Below are 17200 nucleotides of genomic sequence, written 5' to 3' on the forward strand. Positions count from 1 at the left end.
TCAACGCTCCGGTGCGGCCTTCGGACGGGCGTACGTACGCCCCTTCCAGGCCGCACCGCGGCCCCGGTAGTGCCGCACGGCCGAATCGACGGTCATCAGGAGGTAGAGCAGAGCGGTGAAGGGCAGCAGGGGAGCGAGCCAGAGCGACTGCCGGTAGTAGCGCAGGATCGGCAGGTACGTGCCGGCCATCACCGCCCACGCGGCGCCGCCCAGCAGACCGGCCGGCGTGTCACCGCCCGACAGGCCCGCGTACGCCCCCACGGGTGGCGCCAGATAGACGACACCGAGCCCGGCCACCGTGCCGGCCAGCAGCACCGGACTGTGCAGGAGTTGGGCGTACGCGCTGCGCGCCACCATCCGCCACAGGTCGGTCAGCCGCGGATACGGGCGCGCGCTGTCCACCCGCTCCGCGAGACCGAGCCAGATCCGGCCCCCGGCCTTCCGCACCGTGCGGGCCAGCGACACATCGTCGATCACGGCCTGCCGGATGGAGTCGGGGATCCGCGCCCGTACGGCCATCTCCGTCCGCAGCAGCACACAGCCGCCGGCCGCAGCCGCCGTCCGGGCACGCGGCTTGTTGACCCGGCGGAACGGATACAGCTGAGCGAAGAAGTAGACGAAGGCGGGCACGATCAGCCGCTCCCACGCGCTCGCCACCCGGAGCCGCGCCATCTGGGAGACCAGGTCGAGACCGTTCGTCCGCGCGGCGGCCACCAGCTCACGCAGACTGTCCGGCTCATGCGCGATGTCGGCATCCGTAAGGAGGAGGTAGTCGGGCTCGCCCACCCGCGCCTGTTCGATGCCGTGACGCAGCGCCCACAGCTTCCCCGTCCAGCCGGGCGCCGGCTCCGGCGGGGAGACCACCGTCAGTGGAAGTCCGCCGAGCCGGCCGGCCAACTCCCGGGCCAGGGCGCCCGTGCCGTCCGTGCTGGAATCGTCGACGAGGAAGATCTCAGCCCGCCCCGGATAGTCCTGGGCCAGCAGCGACGGCAGACTCACCGGCAGCATCTCCGCCTCGTCCCGCGCGGGCACGACCACGGCGACGGACGGCCACGCGGGCGGAGCCTCACGCGGCGGCAGCCGCTGATCCGTACGCCAGAAGAACCCCTGACCCAGCAGCAGAAAGCCCCACGCGGCGAGAGAGGCCGCGGCGATCCAGGCAATGGCGCTCATTCGCGGCAGTCTGCCCCACATCGGCGGGACCGCAAGAGCGGTCGTCTATGGTGACCGGGTGAAGATCGCGTTGATTGACTCCGGTCTCGGGCTGCTCGCCGCGGCTGCCGCCCTGCGCCGGCTCCGGCCGGACGCCGGTCTCGTGCTCTCCTCCGACCCCGTCGGCATGCCGTGGGGACCCCGTACGCCGGACGATGTCGTCCAGCGCGCGCTCACCGTCGCCCGCGCCGCCGCCGCGCACCGGCCCGACGCGCTGATCGTCGCCTGCAACACCGCGTCGGTGCACGCCCTGCCCGCGCTGCGCGCGTCCCTGGAGCCCGGACTCCCCGTCATCGGCACGGTCCCCGCGATCAAGCCGGCGGCGGCCGGTGGCGGGCCCGTCGCGATCTGGGCCACTCCCGCCACCACGGGAAGCCCCTACCAGCGCGACCTCATCCGTACCTTCGCCGCCTCGGTCGACGTCACCGAGGTGCCGTGCCCGGGGCTCGCGGACGCGGTGGAGCACGCCGACGAGGCGGGCATCGACCGCGCCGTCGAGGCAGCGGCGATCCGCACACCCCGGGAGGTAAGGACCGTCGTCCTGGGCTGCACCCATTACGAACTCGTCGCCGAACGCATCCGCGCGGCCCTCCGGCACCCCGGCCTGCCGGAGGTGACGCTGCACGGCTCGGCCGGTGCCGTCGCCGCGCAGGCGCTCCGCCGCCTCGGAGACGTCGCGGCACCCGCGACCGCTGCCGCCGCTGCCGCCGTCGCCGAGCCCGGTGAGCTGACGGTCCTGCTGAGCGGCCGGCGCGGCTCGCTGCGGGACGCCGCCCTGACCTACGCGGAGGGCCGGCTGCTCGCCGCTGTCACGCGCGTGCACTAATGCCGGGGCGGTGGAGGGAGACCGCTGTGGGGGTTGTCACGGCGGGGCTCCGGCGGGGCGATGCCATGGGAGCGTCGGCATTTCCCTGCCCGCAGCGGCGGTGCCCGTCCGGCGGATCGTGAGTACGCTGCAACCATGACGGAGCACCCCCGGCGAGGGGGGCCTGGCACAGTGCCCCTCCCCGAAATCTGGACCGGCCGAGCGCACAACCGCATTCAGTGGCTGTTCGCCGTGGTGGGCGTCGCGTGTCTCGTCCTCGGCATAGAGCTGGCCGTCCAGTCCTCCTGGGACAACGGCATCATCGCGCTCGCCGCCTCGGTGATCGGCTGTGTGGCCGCCGGACTGCTGATCCTCTTCGGCACGGTCGCCTTCGTGCATGTGGCGGTCAAGGTCGACCACGAGCACCTGGAGGTGCGTTGCGGCCACGCCGGGCTGCCACGGCGCCGTATCCCACTCGCCCATGTGACCGGCGCCGACTTCGAGCCCAGCGTCACGCCACGCCAGTGGGGCGGCTGGGGCTACCGCTGGCGACCCGAGCAGGGCACGGCGGTGGTGGTACGGCGCGGCGAAGGGCTCGTGCTGAGCCTCGGCGACGGCAGGACGTTCACAGTGACCGTCGACGACGCGGAGGCGGCCGTCGGCGTCATCCGCGACCGGCTCCGCACGGCGACCACGGGAAAGGTGACACTCCGCAAGTCGCACCTCGGTACGGCGAGGGGTGACGGAAGGGCCATCGGCGGGCCTGCGGAGTCCTGACCCGAGGGCGTGAAGTGGCGTTGTCCGCCGGTAGGGCGGGACGGCGGGCATCAGACAGGTTCTTCACCCGGTATCGCCCCGTCGGGCGAGCGCGCCGTCGCCAGGCCCGCGAGGAGGCCCGCGCCCGCCGTCACCGGTGTGAAACTTAGCGCGTTGCCCACGGTCGCCACAGCGGCCAGCGCCGTCAGCGCGGCTCCGGCGGTCAGTACGACGGGAGTCGCGCGCGGTGAGCGCCACAAGGCGTACAGAAGCCAGCCGAAGGCCGCCCCCAGCAGCAGAACACCCGCCACACCCTGCTCCGCCGCCAGCTGGAACAGCGCCGAGTGCGGCTTGCCGTCCGAGTTCAGCGACTCCAGTGCCGTCGGACTCAGATCGCCGAACCGGTCGGGCCCCGCGCCCAGCAGCGGATTGGCCCGTACGAGATCCACCGCGTCCTCCCACAGAAGAACGCGGTGCGCCGTGAGCTGCCCCTCCAGCGCCGCCGCCAGCCCTTCGGGCAGCGCCTTCACGGCCACCGCCCACGAGACGCCCACCATCAGACACGTCGCGCCGGCGAAACCCGCCAGCCCCAGCAACCGGTGGCGCATCCTCGCCGCGGCGAGTGAGCACAGCAGCACCCCGACGGCAGCCGCCATCCCCGCCACGGAACCGAGCACGGGACCACTGAGGGCGGCGACCCCCGCCGCCACGAGCAGCGTGTTCCGCTGCCTCGCCGCCCCCGAGGCCGCCGCCGCGCAGCAGGCGCCTCCCACGGCCAGGACCAGCAGCGCGGCGACCGCGCCCGTGTCACCCGGCGGCGCGGCGCTCTCCGCGGTGTCACCCGGTACGTCGTGCCGGGCGGCCATGGCCAGGACATACGCGGCGACGGCCAGCGTGCCGGCCGTGGCGACCGGCGCCAGGGTTCCCGAGATGCGCCCGCAGGTGTAACCGGCGGCGACCGCGAGCACCGCCAGCAGCACACCCTCGGGCCTGCCCTCCCGGCCGGCCGCGCTGACCAGGGCCCACACCGCGCAGCCGACGAACACCGCGGTGCCGACCACGTCGGAGGTGCCTCTGTGCTCGCGCGCGGCGGACCGGCTTTCCGGTACAGCCATCCCGTAGACCCCCCGACCCGAGACACCCCTGGAGCCGGATCGGCCGGGGCATCGCACAGCCGCTCCAGGGCTGCGCACACGGTAATCGCAAGGGAGGGGGAATGTGGAGATCTGGCGCGGAAACGTTGCGGTACGAACAGGGGTGGCGGCCCCCGCAGGAGCCCCCGCGTACAGGGCGGACTGCCGCCCTTCGGGGCCGCCACCGTAGACTCCGCCGGGTGAGCACCACCATCACCCCCGTCGAACCCGCCGAGCCCGCCCCCGCGCCCGGCGGCAGGCGGTGGCCGCGCCGGTTCGTACGGCCCGGCGCCGCGGTGCTGTCCGGGCTGCTGCTCTTCGCGAGCTTCCCGCCCCGGCCGCTGTGGTGGCTGGCGCTGCCCGGATTCGCCCTGCTCGGCTGGACGCTGCGGGAGCGCCGCCCGCGTGCCGGGTTCGGACTCGGCTTCCTCGCCGGTCTCGGGTTCCTGCTGCCGCTCCTGAAGTGGACGGGCGAGGAGGTGGGCCCGCTGCCGTGGGTGGCGCTGGCCGCCGTGTCCGCGGTGTTCATCGGCGCCGTCGGCGTGGGGATCGCCGCAGTGTCGCGACTGCCCGCGTGGCCGGTGCTCGCCGCCGCCGTATGGATCCTCGGCGAGGCCGCGCGCGCCCGCGTGCCGTTCGGCGGCTTCCCCTGGGGCAAGATCGCCTTCGGCCAGGCGGACGGTGTGTTCCTGCCGCTCGCCGCGGTGGGCGGCACCCCGGTGCTGGGCTTCGCCGTCGTGCTGTGCGGCTTCGGTCTGTACGAGGTGGTGCGTCAGGTCCTCGCCCGTCGCGCCGCAGGTTCGGTGCGGCCGGTTCCGAGGGCCGCCGTCGCCGTCGCCGCGCTGTCCGTGCTGGTCCCCGTCGCCGGTGCCCTCGCCGCGCTGCCCCTCGTGGACGACTCCGCCGAGGACGGCACCGCGACCGTCGCCGCGATCCAGGGCAACGTGCCGCGCCTGGGCCTCGACTTCAACGCCCAGCGCCGAGCTGTGCTCGACAACCACGCCAAACGCACGGAGCAGTTGGCCGCCGACGTGAAAGCCGGCAAGGAGCCGCGCCCTGACTTCGTCCTGTGGCCCGAGAACTCCTCGGACCTCGACCCCTTCCGCAACGGCGACGCGCGCCTGGTCATCGACGACGCGGTCAAGGCCATAGGCGTGCCGACGGTGGTCGGCTCGGTGCTCTCGCCCGACACGGGCAAACTGCGCAACTCCCTGATCGAGTGGGATCCGGACAAGGGTCCCGTCGCGACGTACGACAAGCGCCATGTCCAGCCGTTCGGCGAGTACATCCCGATGCGTTCCTTCGTACGGATCTTCAGCTCCGACGTCGACCGGGTGCGGCGCGACTTCGGGCCGGGGGACAAGGTGGGTGTGTTCGACCTGGCAGGGACGAAGGTCGGTCTGGCCACCTGCTACGAGGCGGCCTTCGACTGGGCGGTCCGTGACACCGTCACCCACGGGGCGCAGATGATCACTGTCCCGAGCAACAACGCCACCTTCGGGCGCACCGAGATGACCTACCAGCAGCTCGCGATGTCCCGTGTCCGGGCCGTCGAGCACAGCCGGGCCGTCGTCGTACCCGTCACCAGCGGCGTCAGCGCGATGATCATGCCGGACGGCAAGGTCGTCGACGAGACGAAGATGTTCACCCCGGACGCGCTCGTGCGGGAGATGCCGCTGCGCTCCTCGCAGACGCCCGCCACCAGGATGGGCACGCTGCCCGAGGTACTGCTGGTCGCGGTCGCCATCAGCGGTCTCGGCTGGGCGGGCACCCGGGCCGTCCGCGCCCGCCGGCGCCCCGACGCCGCCCCCGCCGAGGCTGGCTGAAGCTGGACGGGACGGGGCGCGGACCCGGGGGCGTCCGCATAGGGTCGCGGCATGGGAACGCCAGACTTCATCCGAGACATCCGTGCCACCGCCGGGCACCAGCTGCTGCTCCTGCCGGGAGTCAGCGCGATCGTCTTCGACGACGACGGGCGGGTGCTGCTGGGCAGGCGCGCCGACACGGGCAACTGGTCGATCATCGGCGGGATCCCGGAGCCGGGGGAGCAGCCCGCGCTGACGGCGGAGCGCGAGGTGTACGAGGAGACCGCCGTGCGCTGCACGGCCGAGCGCGTCGTCCTCGTCCAGGCACTGGCGGAGCCGATCACGTACCCCAACGGGGATCAGTGCCAGTACATGGACATCACGATGCGCTGCCGCGCGACGGGCGGGGAGGCAAGGGTCAACGACGAGGAGTCCCTGGAGGTCGCCTGGTTCCCGGTGGACGCGCTGCCGGAACTGGGGGAACTCGCCAAGTTCCGCATCAAACAGGCCCTCGCGGACGAGCCGACATGGTTCGACCCGGGCGGGGGTGTCTGAAGAGAGCCGGCGCGGGGCTGGCGGGCCTGCCCGAAGACCGCGCGGCGCTGCGGTTCCGGGAGCCTGGCGGCAGGCAAACAGGCCGTCGCTGACGAGTCGACCGAGGTCGGGCTGGGCGGGGGCGTCCGAGGAGACGGCATCCGGGTGCCGGGCGCGGCCCGTGGGCCGCAGGGCGCCCCAGGCTGAGCCGGATGGGGCTCGGGCTCGCGCCTCCTCAGGAGGCGAAGCCGGTGGGTGCCGCGCGAGCGGTGTGGCCGTTTGGGATGTCTGACGACGGCCTGAACGTCGTGTGGCTGCGGCGGGCTCCGCCTTGCCTCGCCGACCGCTCCCGCCAGGCCGCCCGGGTGGTGGCGAACCCGCCGCGTCGGCTTCGCGGCAGTCGCGGCCCGTTAGCCACCCCGTGTCGAGTACGGCGTCACTATCGGTCGCCGTGAGTGCTTCACCGGGCCCGACCCAGCACAACCCCCTACTGCAACGCGTGCACCGCCGCCGCGAAGACCGAGGGGAGGCGGGCCGCCGTGGGGACGATCAGGCGGGCCGCACCCGGGCTTCGGGTGGCGTACAACAGGCCCTCTGTAAGAAGGCGGTGGCGTCTCGTCAGCTTCGACCAGGCCGCGGGGTATGTCCGCGGCCGGCCCTGTGCCAGCGCGCGCACCGCCGCCCCCGCCGTGGAGAGGGCCAGGGCGACCCCCTCCCCGGTCAGCGCGTCCACGTAACCGGCGGCGTCGCCCACCAGCAGGACCCGTCCGGCCAGCGGACTGCTCACCCGCTGCCGCAGCGGGCCCGCGCCGCGTACGCCGCTCGCGGGCCGTTCCCCCAGCAGCGGGGCCAACTCCGGGAAGTGGGCCAGGTGTTCGCCGTAACCCCGCCGCTCGCGGCTCAGCACGGCCACGCCGACCAGATCGTCCCCGACCGGCGTCACATACGCCTCTCCGTGCCGCGACCAGTGGACCTCCACGAACTCTGACCACGGCTCGACGTGGAAGTGCCGCCGGAGCCCGTAGCGGGACGGGGCCCGGTCCGGCCGATCCAGGCCGAGGCCCCGGCGGATCGGCGAGTGCAGCCCGTCGGCGGCGATCAGCCACCGCGCGGTCCGGCCCCCGGCGTACACCCGGTCGGCGCTCTGCCGTACTTCTCCGACCTTGCCCCGGACCGTCTCCACTCCCAGCGCGTCCGCCCGGCGCCGTAACGCGGCATGGAGTTCGGTACGGCGTACGCCCCGGCCCGTACCGTCCCGGAAACGCGCCTCGGCGCCCCGCTCGCCGTCCCGGTAGCGGATACCGCGCAGTTCGCGCCCCGACACCTCGACTCCCATCGCCCGCAGCGCCGCCACGCCCCCGGGCATGATGCCTTCGCCGCAGGCCTTGTCCACCGGGGTCGTACGCGGTTCCACCACCACGGCCCGCAGCCCCGCGCGGGCGGCGTGGATCCCGGCGGCGAGACCGGCGGGGCCGCCACCGGCGATCAGGACGTCGATCACGCGGGCGCGCCCGCCGGTGCCGTCCCGAGCGCCACGTTCTCGCACCGGATCCGGACCACCATCAAGGCCGCGTTGAGCCCGGTGAAGACGGTGGCCGTGACCCACGCACCGTGCACCAGCGGCAGCGCCAGCCCCTCCGCGACGACGGCGACGTAGTTCGGATGCCGCAGCAGCCGGTAGGGCCCGCCGGACACCAGGGGCAGGCCGGGCACGACGATCACCCTGGTGTTCCAGCGGGGTCCCAGAGTCCCGATGCACCACCAGCGCAGCGCCTGCGCCGCGACGACGACCCCCACCATCGTCCAGCCGAACGCGGGCACGAACGCCCGCCCGGCCAGGGCCGTTTCGGCGAGCGCGCCGGCCAGCAGAGCGGTGTGCAGGGCGACCATCGCGGGGTAGTGCCCGCGTCCGGTCTCCCTGCCTCCGCGCTCCAGGCTCCAGCGGGCATTGCGCCGGGCGACGACGAGTTCGGCGACGCGCTCGCACCCGACAGCGAGCACGAGTGCCGTGTACCACCACATGTGTTCTCCAACTCACCAGCGAAGCAGCACGAGTTCGCAGCAGAAACCGGGCCCCATCGCCATCATCAGACCGTGGCTGCCCGGCTCCGGGGGCTGCCCGGCGAGGGTGTCGCGCAGGACGTGCAGGACGGACGAGGACGAGAGGTTCCCCACCTCGGACAGCGAGCGCCAGGTGACGTCGAGCGCGTCCTCGCGCAGCTCCAGCGCCTCGGCGATGGCCTCAAGGACCTTGGGGCCGCCGGGGTGGCAGACCCACCCGGTGATGTCGGCGGGCGTCAGACCGTGCTCGGCGAGGAAGGCGCGTACGTCGTCGGGGAGAAAGCGGCGGACGACTTCGGGCACCGACGAATCGAGGACGACCCGGAAGCCGGACCCGGTGACGGACCACCCCATGACATGGCCGGTGTCCGGATACATCCGGCTCCGCGTGGCGACCACCGACGGACCGGCCACTGACGGACCGACCACCAACGGACCGACCTCCGGCGCACCGGCGACCGAGGGCTCCGACGGACCCCGCCGCCCCAGCCCCGGAAAGTCCTCGCCCACCGCCACGAGTGCCCCCGCCCCGTCGCCGAACAGCCCGGTCGCCACCAGATTCGCCAACGACGCGTCGTCGCGCTGGAAGGTGAGCGAGCACAGTTCGACCGAGAGCAGTACGGCCACCTGTTCGGGCCAGCCCCGCAGATAGTCGTGGAGCCGCGCGAGGCCCGCCGCTCCCGCGACGCAGCCCAGTCCGAACATCGGCACCCGCTTCACATCGGGGCGCAGCCCCAGCCGCCCGACAAGGCGCGCGTCCACGGAGGGCGCGGCCACGCCGGTGACCGAGGTGAAGATCAGCAGATCCACGTCCTCGGGCCGGAGCCCCGCCGCGCCGAGCGCCCCGCGCACGGCCTCGGCGCCCAGATCACCGGCGAGCTCGATGAACACGTCGTTGGCGGCGCCGAACCCGTCGATCTTGATGTAGTCGTCCAGCGGCAGGGACATGTGGCGTGTGCGGACCCGCGCGCTCTCGTGCAGCCGGTCGAGGACCTGCCGGTCGGTACCGGCCGGCAGACAGGTGCGCGCCACCATGTCGGCGATCTCGGACTGGGTGTTGCGGTACGGGGCGAGGACGCCGTGCACGGCGGCGATTCGGGTCATCGCTTCCAGCCTGGGGATGTCATAACCGTCCCAACAGCCGCGGGAAGGGATGAGACACCGTAAGTCGCCCGTCCGGCTGCCACGCCGCCGCTGTCCGCGCGCCTACGATCGGCGCGTGAACGCCGATGTGGACCCCGGAACCAGTACGCGCGAGGCCGGGACCGGCGACGCCCAACCCCCGTGGCGGGCCCGGCCGCTGAGCGCCGGAAGAGCTCTGGCGCTGTCCTGCCATCCGGGCCCGGTGGTCGCCGTCACGACGCTCACCCTCGCGCTCGCCGCCACTGCGGGCCACGGCGCGGCCCGTTGCCTGCTGCTCACGGTCGCGGTGCTGACCGGTCAGCTCTCCGTGGGGTGGTGCAACGACGCGTACGACGCCCTGCGCGACACCGTCAACGGCCGAAAGGACAAGCCCGTCGTCGTGGGGACGGTCGGCCAAGGGACGGTGTGGGCGGCGGCGTTCGGCGCGCTCGCGCTCTGCGTGCCCCTCTCGCTGGCCTGCGGCGCGCTCGCCGGTACCGCGCATCTGATCGCCGTGGCCGCCGCGTGGGGATACAACCTGCGACTCAAGGCCACCGCGCTGTCCTGGCTGCCGTACGCGATCGGATTCGCGAGCCTGCCGGCCCTCGTCTCACTGAGTCTGCCGGGCACCCCGTGGCCGGCCTGGTGGGCCGTCACCGGCGGCGCGTTGCTCGGCGTCGGGGCGCATCTGGCGGACGTCCTGCCCGACATCCGCGGTGACCTGGCCACCGGCGTACGGGGGCTGCCGCACCGACTCGGCGCCACCGGCACCCGGTTGCTGCTGCCCGTTCCGCTGGTCGCGGCGTCGGTGGTGCTGACGCTGGGACCGCAGGGCCGGGCAGGCGTGGGTGCCGTGCTCGTGCCGCTCGCCGCCGGGGCGATCGCGGTGGCCGGACTGCTGCTCGGCCGCCGCCACGAGAAGGCGCCTTTCGTCGGGGCGGTCGCCGTGGCGGCGCTGGACGTGGGGCTGCTGATGGGGCACGGGACCGGCGTCACATGAGCCCCCGTCACCTGTGCCCCGCCGACCGTGCCCCCGGTCCGTCAGCCGCCGTACGGGACGTCGTCGCAACGCCCCTGTCCCTTGCCGTCCTGACCCTGCCCGGGATGGCCGTTTCCGTTGCCGACGGGGACATCGTTGTCCGCGCGCCCGTAGTGGTTGCCCTCCGGTACGTGCCGTTCCTTGGCGAGCCCCGGCGCCTCGCAGCCACGGTCACCGCCGTTGCCGCCGTGTCCGGCGCTCACCTCAGGGGACTGCGCCGACCTGCTCGTGTTGCGGAGCGCCGACTTGGTGTCGGCCGACGGCGCCGCCTCCCGGCCGCCCACGACCGGCAGCGATCTGGGGCTGTCCGGCGCCGCGCCGGTCGACCAGTTCTGGAGCGTGGACTCGTCACGGGTCTTCGTGACGACGGACGTACCCGCCACGGGAGTTGTCGGGACCACGGCCAGTGAGTCGTCCCACCGGGGGATCACATGCCCCTGCACCGTCAGGTCGTAGCGCACGTCGGTGGCGTTCTCGGCGGGCGGGTCGGTGCAGGGCGAGAGGATCAGAGAGCCGTCCACCGTACGGGAGTTGAGGCACAGGTCCTGGTCGGCGCCATTGCGCAGCAGCCCGTCCTCCTCGTACATCCACAGCTGGGTCCGCGCGGACGAGGAGCAGATCGCCAGCGTCGCCTCGGAGCCGGCGGTCGGCCGCGTGTCCCGGAGATCGAGGCAGAGATCGGCGTCCGCGCTGCGCAGCGCCGTACTCAGCGGGCCCGGCGGGATGCCGTCCCCGCCCGTCGGCGGTCGCTGGCCGGGACCGGAGACGCCCTGCGAGCCCGGGTCCGGCGAAGTCGTGGCGGTGCCCGACCCGATGGGCGCGGAGGGTCCCGCCGCCTCGCCACCGCTCTCACCGGCGGTGAGGCTGGACACGGTCACGGCGAGCAGGCTCACGGTCACCAGGCCCAGCCCGCTGAGCAGTACGGTCCTCGGTCTGCCCGGGGTGGTCAGCACCCGCTTGCCCAGCACCGAGACCCGGGGCAGCACCCGCGGGCGCCCGCCCAGCGAGTGCCGTGCCCGGCCCCGTACGCGCGCGGCCCGCGCGCCGCGGCGCCTGCCGGGCCGCGAGTCGAGGTAGCGCCTGCCGTGCGGGCCGAGGAGCGCCTCGGCGAGCAGGACGCCGGGCCGGCTCTCGGCCTGGACGAACTGCTCGGCGGCGTAGGCGCAGTACGCGCAGAACGCCAGATGCTGCTGGATGTCCGGGAGCAAAGCACCGCCGCGCCGCAGGGACACGTCCAACAGGCGGTTGTAGTGGCGGCATTCCTTGTCCGACGCGAGTTGGATATGCGCGCGTACACAGCCGGACCGGAAGAGTTCACCCGACTGTTCGAGTTCGGTGCGCGCGCTTTCCGGATCAATACCGAGCAGACCGGCCGGTACGGTTATGGGCTCCGCCTCGACCGCCGTATGCCAGAGCAGGTACCGGGAGGGTGTGGGCATTGCCTGGAACGCGTGGAAGGCCAGCCGCCGATTCTCCGGGGGTGCCGGCTCGTCGGCGCCCCCCGGGCCGGTGTCGGCCGGGCGGGCGTGGTGCTCCCAGACGGTATCGGTCCGCTGCCCCTCCGCCCAGACATTGGCCGTGTGCCGGGCGGCCAGAAGGAATTCGGGCCGCAGCGCCGGGACGGGGCCGGCGCCGCGCAGGGTGTCGAGGACCTTGCCGAAGGCCGCGGTGGCGAGCATCGACGCGGCGTCCGCCGAGGGGGAGCGGATCTCCGCGTAGTCGAGGAGCGCCTGCCAGTGCCGGGCGAGCAACAGCGCGGTGGCGTGGTCCTCCTGGTCGCTCTCGCGGGTCCTCAGCGCGGCGACGAGTTGCGCGTCCGAGCCTTCGGAGCGGTGCCCCGGCGGGCCGGCCGGAGGAGGCGGGGTGGTACTGGACATACGAGGATCCTGCACAGAGGTCCTGCCTTCCAGGGCACTGAGTGGGGGGTGTCCAGTCCCTTGACGCGAGGGTGGCGGCAGTGATTTCAGGCCGACTGAAAAAAAGGGGGGGGCCGATTGGTTCGTACCTATGGACGGTGGTGATGCCTCCGGGAAAATGACCTACGGGTGTAAAGGGGCGAACAGTGACGGCCGGAGGAGCTTTTCCGGGCGGCCGACCGTCGCCGAATCGAACGGCTGAGCACTCTCGGCATTGCTGCCGACTGAGCGCGTTCACCATTGCACAGCCCGTGTGTTTGAAACAAGAGATCTCCAACCGCCGCTATTCGATTGGCCGTTGAGGAACGGGTTGGGCAAGGATTTGTGCCACCCCGGTCCAATTCCGGTCGGGCGAAATACCACGGGTAACCGGCGAAAAGGGTCACCGAAGAAGCCCCGAAGGGCCGCACCGTACCAAGGGCTTCGCAGTTGCACCGCATCGGCAACTCTACGGCCGACGGCGGGTCCCGGTCGACACGGGACCCCTTCGTCCGTCGGCCGGGCGCCCTGACGCGCCCCGGGCCTGCGAGGATTCTCCGTCAGAGGTTGAGGGGCTGTTCCGGGAAGATCGGCAAGGCACCTGTCCAGGGGGTGTCTTGCCGATCAGGCCTGACCGGCAAACCCCCTAGACAGGTGGCGGGGTGGCGAGCCAGGCGGCCACGGCCTCGGCGATCGGCTGGCTCGTCTCCAGCTCGACGAAACCGAACTGGCCGCCCTGGTTGCATTCGAGAAACCACCATGTGCCGTCGGTGTCCTCGGCGAAGTCGAAGGCCCCGTAGGCGAGATGGGCGACGCGCATGTAGCCGTACACCGCCCGTGTGATGCGGTCGGGCACCTCGACGGGCTCCCAGCGGTGGCCGGTCGCGCCGTACCGGCCGTCCACCTGCCCGGGGTCGGCGGCCTTCCGCGCGGCGAACAACTGGTGCCCCACGCACGTGAGCCGGATGTCGGCCCGCTTGGAAATGTAGCGCTGGAGCAGGGTGGGCCCGGCGGCGACCGACTCGAAGTCGGCGCCTGGCCCCACCCGGGTGGTCGGCAGCGAGACCGGGGGGTCGCCGGGCGGCGGGCCGGTGATCGACTTGACCACGATGTCCCGGTGCTCGGCGGCGAAGAGCCGGGCGATCCGGGGGAAGGTGGTGACAAGGGTCGGCGGTACGGCGAACCCGCTCTGGTGCGCGACCCGCAACTGCCAGGGCTTGAGGCGCGCCTGGGCCGCGGCCTGCGGATGGTTCATCCAGCGCGCTGTCGTGGAGTACAGCATGCCGAAGAAGGCGTGCGCGGACTCCGCGGTGAGCCAGGCGGACGGGTTGGGCACATGGGCCGCGCTCACGCCCGGCCGCCGCACCCATATCGCGCGCAGCCCGTCCATGCTCAACAGGCGTCCGCCCGCCGACAGATGGCCGCGGAAGTCGCCGCTGACGTACTCGGCGGACATCGCCGCATCGCCCGGCAGATCGGCGGGGTCGAAGCGCACCAGTGGTGTGCCGCGCCCGTGCAGCTCGGCCACGACCATGTCGGCGGTGACGTCCTGCTCGGCGGTGAGGATCAGCACAGTCATCGGGTAGCCAGGGTGGTCAGTCGTCGAAGTGCGTCTTGGAGCCGGCCGTCGAGGTCGTGGACCCGGCGGCCAGCAGCAGCGCACGGTCGGCTATCGCGGGACGTCCGTCCGGCAGGACGTTCAGCTGGAGCGTGGAGTCGTAGGTGAAAGGTCCGACGACCTGTGAGCTCTCCGCCGGGAAAGCGTAGTTCAGAGCGAACGGTCGCATGATTCTCCTCCACTGCCCCACGAGTGCGTTTCAGTCACGGAGGTAACAATACGTGGCGAAGATGTAATGGTCTCAGCACGGAAAGTCATATATGACGGTCCGTCAGACGGAGGACGCTCCACCATCCTCCGGACCTGGGCCGACAGTGCTCGCAGGGCCCGGACCACGCCGCGAGAACTCCTCAAGTCCGTTGTCGAAAAGCTGAGTTCAGGGCGTCTTCAGGGCCGGTATTGGGACATCCTGTCCGGATCCAGTCAGTTGTCTTCACTTCCGGAGGCAGTGGATGTGAAGACCCGGGACGCCGAAGGGTGCCCGGACGCGGGACGGCCGGGGCGGGAGAATCCCCTGCCCCGGCCGCCTCCGGTCACCGCTCACCCGGTGGCCGCCCGCCGGCCTCAGAAGGTGAAGACGGCGCCTCTGCCCCCGTTCATGGCGCACGAGTTCGAGAAGGTGTGGGTGTAGTCCACGCGCCGCCCCTCCCACACGCCGTCGGCCGTCACCGTGACCGGTTCCCACTCCTTCGTGCAGACGCGGCTCGTCCCGGAGTTGGTGATGGCGTCGAACTTGGCGCCGTTCTTCTTGAGTTCGGAGCAGGCGGCCACCGCGTCCGGATGGCTGCCCGACGGGGTGGGCGCGCAACTGAGAGTGACGGCGCGCCGTACCGTCCCGGTCTTGTGGTCGGCACCGTCAGTGACGGTCAGCACCAGCGCCGACGGCGCGTACAGGCCCTCCGCTCCGCTGGGCGAGGTACCGGCCGGAGCCCGCACGCCTCCGATGGATGCTTCGTCGGCGGGTGCTCCCTCGGCCGGGGCCGGCAGGGCGCCGGCCGTGCCGGTGAAGCACAGACCGCCGAGCGCCAGTACGGCTCCACAGGCCGCAGCCCTTGCGATGCTCCGCATTTCGAACACTCCCTGGGGTCGATGTCTCGGACAACGGACGTGAGTCTCGCTCACGCCGGGGGTGTTCCGCCCGCTCTCTGACCGGTTTTGGTCGCTCCTTGTGTCGCCCTGATCGCGGTGTGTGTCCGTAACGGCCTGGTCCGGGCCTGTGTGGGGCGCGTGGCGGGTTGGGCTGAAAGTTGTTGATTCGGTGCTTGTGTCGTTGGTTGACGGTTTGATTGTAAGGCGGGGAAACCCATGAACCTTGGATTATATGATTGTCAGCGACGTAGGAGCAGCTCTGTGTTGCGCGCGTCCGACAGGCCCGCCAGATCCTGCCGGCTCCCCTGTGCGTTGAGCGCCAGCTCCCGGTAGAGCGAGGCCAGGCCCGACTGAGAGAGATCCGTGAAATCGGTCTCGCGCGGCGCCGCCGACTCGACCAGCGTGGTGAAGAGCGAGAGCGTGCCGTCCCTGTTGTCCGCGATCTCGACCACGCGCGCCTGCTGCGGGAAGTCGATGTGCGAGGCGGTGGAGATCTCCCAGAACGAACCGTGGGGCAGCACCACGTTGCGGTGGCTGTGCCCGTTGATCCAGGCCACCGCGGAACGGTGGCGCCGCAGCAGGGCGACAACCTCGTCACCGCTGTGCCGCGCCTCGCCGGGCCGCGCGGGGTCGGGGCGCTTGTTGCCCATCGTCCAGCTGTTGTGGTGCGTGAACAGGACCACGTACCCGTCGCTGTGCTCCTTGAGGATCCCCTCCAGCCAGTTGAGCTGCCCCGTACCGACCGAGCCCGTGAAGTGGCCACCGTGGTCCGTGGTGTCGAGGCTGACCCCGGTCACGTTCGCCCCCATGGAGAACGTGTAGTCGAGACTCGCCGATGCCAGGTTGGCCTTCGTGTAGCCGTGGCCGACCGGTCCCGCGCCGGTGTGCGCCGAGTCCAGATGCGCCGTCAGGTACTGCAGCGGGGTGAACGGCGCGCGGCGCGGGTCGGCGGTGATCGTCCGCATACGGCGCTTCTCACGGCGCAGCAGCGAGATCAGGGGGCCGCCGTTCGCGGTGTCGCCCTGCGAGATCTGGGCGAGCAGCGCCGCCGCGTCCTGGTCCGGAAGGTCGTACAACTTACGGGTGCCGACGGCGAATTCGGCGAGGAAGCCGGTCCGGTCCGCGTAGGCGCCGCTGGCGAGGCTGTCGTGGTTGCCGACGGTCGAGTACCAGGGGAGGGCCAGGCCCGGACTGCGCACCGGGCGCAGGGCCGCCGCCAGGAATCCGTCGATACGGGGGTAGCCCAGTCGCTTGTCGGAGTCGGGCGCGCCGTCCTCCGGGTGCCAGTACATCCGGAGGCCCGAGTTCTGTACGCCCTCGTACGCCCCTGGATCACCGCTGTTGGGGGTGACGAGCCCGCCGCTCATCAGGGTGAGGTACCAGTCGAGTTCGCACAGCGAGTTGTTGTCCGTGTTGTCGCCGGTCGTCATGGCGAAGGCCAGCGGAGCCCCGGTCGCGGGGCCGGTGCCCAGCGCGTTGACCTGCTCGATGAGGGAGACGGCTCCGGCCACCGACAGCGCCTCGTGGGGTCGCCAGGCGCCCGGCGACTCGCTGCGCACGTACTCGGTGCGCACCGGGTGCTGGACGTCCGTCACATGGAGGTCGGTCAGCTGGACGAAGGAGCTGAGTACCTTACGGCGGTCCTCGCGGCCGGACTTGGCGGAAGCGAACTGTTCGCGGACGACCCTGCGCCAGCCGGGACCGTCCCCGATCCGCCGGAAGGCGGCGCTCCGGTCGCGGGGTGCGGCGAGCGAGTGGAGCGTGGTGCGGTCGGCCGACGGGCCGGTGGGTGTGGGGGTCGGGGTGGCTGTGGGGGTGGCGGGACCGGTGGTGCCGGGCGCGGTGGGCGCGGGGGCGGCGGAGGCGCTGCCGGAGCCGCCGTCGGCGCCGACCGCCGCGCCGATACCGGCCGACAGGCCGACGGCACCGGCCACGGCGAGGAAGGAACGGCGGTCGACAGCGGTGACCGCGGAGCGGATGCGTGACATGGAGCGCTCTCCCGGAGTGCGTACGTCGCGGCGGCGAGACACCGAGGCGGGGGCGTGTCTTTCGGATCAGGCCGGGGGCGGGGGGGGGGGGGGGTGGGAAAAAAACACCCCCCGCCACCCGGGGGTGAGAAGGGGGGGGGCCC

Annotated in this window: 15 protein-coding genes; 5 read left to right on the top strand and 10 right to left on the bottom strand. The window is 72.4% G+C overall.

The genetic code is table 11. The features are described from left to right. The gene (locus ACFWV8_RS29845; protein WP_384210782.1) at positions 1–1173 is read right to left on the bottom strand and encodes a glycosyltransferase; all 1173 of its coding nucleotides are present in this window, start codon (positions 1171–1173) and stop codon (positions 1–3) included. A gap of 58 nt (positions 1174–1231) precedes the next feature. On the opposite strand from ACFWV8_RS29845, the gene ACFWV8_RS29850 reads away from it, so the two are divergent. Then, positions 1232–2038, top strand: a complete 807-nt coding sequence (locus ACFWV8_RS29850) for a glutamate racemase (RefSeq protein WP_384210785.1) — start codon at positions 1232–1234, stop codon at positions 2036–2038. Positions 2039–2173: 135 nt separating this feature from the next. Then, entirely contained in the window at positions 2174–2794 is a 621-nt protein-coding gene (locus tag ACFWV8_RS29855) for a hypothetical protein (RefSeq protein ID WP_384210788.1), read from the top strand. Positions 2795–2844: 50 nt separating this feature from the next. On the opposite strand, the gene ACFWV8_RS29860 is transcribed toward ACFWV8_RS29855, so the two are convergent. Continuing rightward, positions 2845–3888 (bottom strand): O-antigen ligase family protein, encoded by a 1044-nt coding sequence (locus ACFWV8_RS29860; RefSeq protein ID WP_384210791.1) that lies wholly within the window; start codon positions 3886–3888, stop codon positions 2845–2847. Between the two features lie 218 nt (positions 3889–4106). On the opposite strand from ACFWV8_RS29860, the gene lnt reads away from it, so the two are divergent. Together lnt and ACFWV8_RS29870 are read left to right on the top strand one after the other, a co-directional pair. Further along, positions 4107–5732, top strand: coding sequence for an apolipoprotein N-acyltransferase (gene lnt / locus ACFWV8_RS29865; RefSeq protein WP_384210794.1), 1626 nt, complete (start codon positions 4107–4109; stop codon positions 5730–5732). A 51-nt stretch (positions 5733–5783) separates the two neighbouring features. After that, positions 5784–6266, top strand: a complete 483-nt coding sequence (locus tag ACFWV8_RS29870; protein ID WP_384210797.1) for an NUDIX domain-containing protein — start codon at positions 5784–5786, stop codon at positions 6264–6266. Between the two features lie 466 nt (positions 6267–6732). Here the strand turns inward: ACFWV8_RS29870 and ACFWV8_RS29875 are convergent, their stop codons facing one another. From ACFWV8_RS29875 to ACFWV8_RS29885, 3 genes are read right to left on the bottom strand one after another with little or no spacing between them, the layout of a single operon-like run. Continuing rightward, positions 6733–7746: an NAD(P)/FAD-dependent oxidoreductase gene (locus ACFWV8_RS29875; protein ID WP_384210800.1), complete on the bottom strand. Its 1014-nt coding sequence runs from the start codon at positions 7744–7746 to the stop codon at positions 6733–6735. After that, entirely contained in the window at positions 7743–8267 is a 525-nt protein-coding gene (locus ACFWV8_RS29880; RefSeq protein ID WP_384210803.1) for an isoprenylcysteine carboxyl methyltransferase family protein, read from the bottom strand. Before ACFWV8_RS29880 ends, ACFWV8_RS29875 begins: the two co-directional genes overlap by 4 nt. Positions 8268–8279: 12 nt before the next feature. Then, on the bottom strand, positions 8280–9410 hold the full coding sequence (locus ACFWV8_RS29885; protein ID WP_384210806.1) for a type III polyketide synthase: 1131 nt from the start codon (positions 9408–9410) through the stop codon (positions 8280–8282). Between the two features lie 115 nt (positions 9411–9525). Between ACFWV8_RS29885 and ACFWV8_RS29890 the strand changes: the two genes are divergently transcribed. Beyond that, complete coding sequence (locus tag ACFWV8_RS29890; RefSeq protein ID WP_384210808.1) at positions 9526–10428, top strand: UbiA family prenyltransferase; 903 nt, start codon at positions 9526–9528, stop codon at positions 10426–10428. Between the two features lie 41 nt (positions 10429–10469). Here ACFWV8_RS29890 and ACFWV8_RS29895 read toward each other — a convergent pair whose 3' ends face one another. The 5 genes from ACFWV8_RS29895 to ACFWV8_RS29915 all read right to left on the bottom strand — a co-directional run bounded on the left by ACFWV8_RS29895 (position 10470) and on the right by ACFWV8_RS29915 (position 17057). Next, positions 10470–12344: an RICIN domain-containing protein gene (locus ACFWV8_RS29895; RefSeq protein WP_384210811.1), complete on the bottom strand. Its 1875-nt coding sequence runs from the start codon at positions 12342–12344 to the stop codon at positions 10470–10472. 664 nt (positions 12345–13008) lie between these two features. Continuing rightward, complete coding sequence (tgmB, locus tag ACFWV8_RS29900; protein WP_384210813.1) at positions 13009–13941, bottom strand: ATP-grasp ribosomal peptide maturase; 933 nt, start codon at positions 13939–13941, stop codon at positions 13009–13011. Positions 13942–13957: 16 nt separating this feature from the next. Beyond that, positions 13958–14149, bottom strand: a complete 192-nt coding sequence (tgmA, locus tag ACFWV8_RS29905) for a putative ATP-grasp-modified RiPP (RefSeq protein ID WP_384210816.1) — start codon at positions 14147–14149, stop codon at positions 13958–13960. 395 nt (positions 14150–14544) lie between these two features. Beyond that, positions 14545–15048, bottom strand: coding sequence for a subtilase-type protease inhibitor (locus tag ACFWV8_RS29910; RefSeq protein ID WP_384210819.1), 504 nt, complete (start codon positions 15046–15048; stop codon positions 14545–14547). A gap of 260 nt (positions 15049–15308) precedes the next feature. Further along, positions 15309–17057, bottom strand: coding sequence for a TIGR03767 family metallophosphoesterase (locus tag ACFWV8_RS29915; RefSeq protein WP_384210822.1), 1749 nt, complete (start codon positions 17055–17057; stop codon positions 15309–15311). Between the last annotated feature and the right edge of the window lie 143 nt (positions 17058–17200).

Source organism: Streptomyces sp. NPDC058665, from assembly GCF_042714995.1.
In the GTDB taxonomy this organism is placed as follows: domain Bacteria; phylum Actinomycetota; class Actinomycetes; order Streptomycetales; family Streptomycetaceae; genus Streptomyces.

Excerpts from the sequence above, each read along its gene's own strand:
- ACFWV8_RS29845 (WP_384210782.1), bottom strand. The coding sequence starts at position 1,173 with ATGAGCGCCATTGCCTGGATCGCCGCGGCCTCTCTCGCCGCGTGGGGC.
- ACFWV8_RS29855 (WP_384210788.1), top strand. The coding sequence starts at position 2,174 with ATGACGGAGCACCCCCGGCGAGGGGGGCCTGGCACAGTGCCCCTCCCC.
- ACFWV8_RS29860 (WP_384210791.1), bottom strand. The coding sequence starts at position 3,888 with ATGGCTGTACCGGAAAGCCGGTCCGCCGCGCGCGAGCACAGAGGCACC.
- ACFWV8_RS29870 (WP_384210797.1), top strand. The coding sequence starts at position 5,784 with ATGGGAACGCCAGACTTCATCCGAGACATCCGTGCCACCGCCGGGCAC.
- ACFWV8_RS29880 (WP_384210803.1), bottom strand. The coding sequence starts at position 8,267 with ATGTGGTGGTACACGGCACTCGTGCTCGCTGTCGGGTGCGAGCGCGTC.
- ACFWV8_RS29885 (WP_384210806.1), bottom strand. The coding sequence starts at position 9,410 with ATGACCCGAATCGCCGCCGTGCACGGCGTCCTCGCCCCGTACCGCAAC.
- ACFWV8_RS29895 (WP_384210811.1), bottom strand. The coding sequence starts at position 12,344 with ATGTCCAGTACCACCCCGCCTCCTCCGGCCGGCCCGCCGGGGCACCGC.
- tgmB (WP_384210813.1), bottom strand. The coding sequence starts at position 13,941 with ATGACTGTGCTGATCCTCACCGCCGAGCAGGACGTCACCGCCGACATG.
- tgmA (WP_384210816.1), bottom strand. The coding sequence starts at position 14,149 with ATGCGACCGTTCGCTCTGAACTACGCTTTCCCGGCGGAGAGCTCACAG.
- ACFWV8_RS29910 (WP_384210819.1), bottom strand. The coding sequence starts at position 15,048 with ATGCGGAGCATCGCAAGGGCTGCGGCCTGTGGAGCCGTACTGGCGCTC.
- ACFWV8_RS29915 (WP_384210822.1), bottom strand. The coding sequence starts at position 17,057 with ATGTCACGCATCCGCTCCGCGGTCACCGCTGTCGACCGCCGTTCCTTC.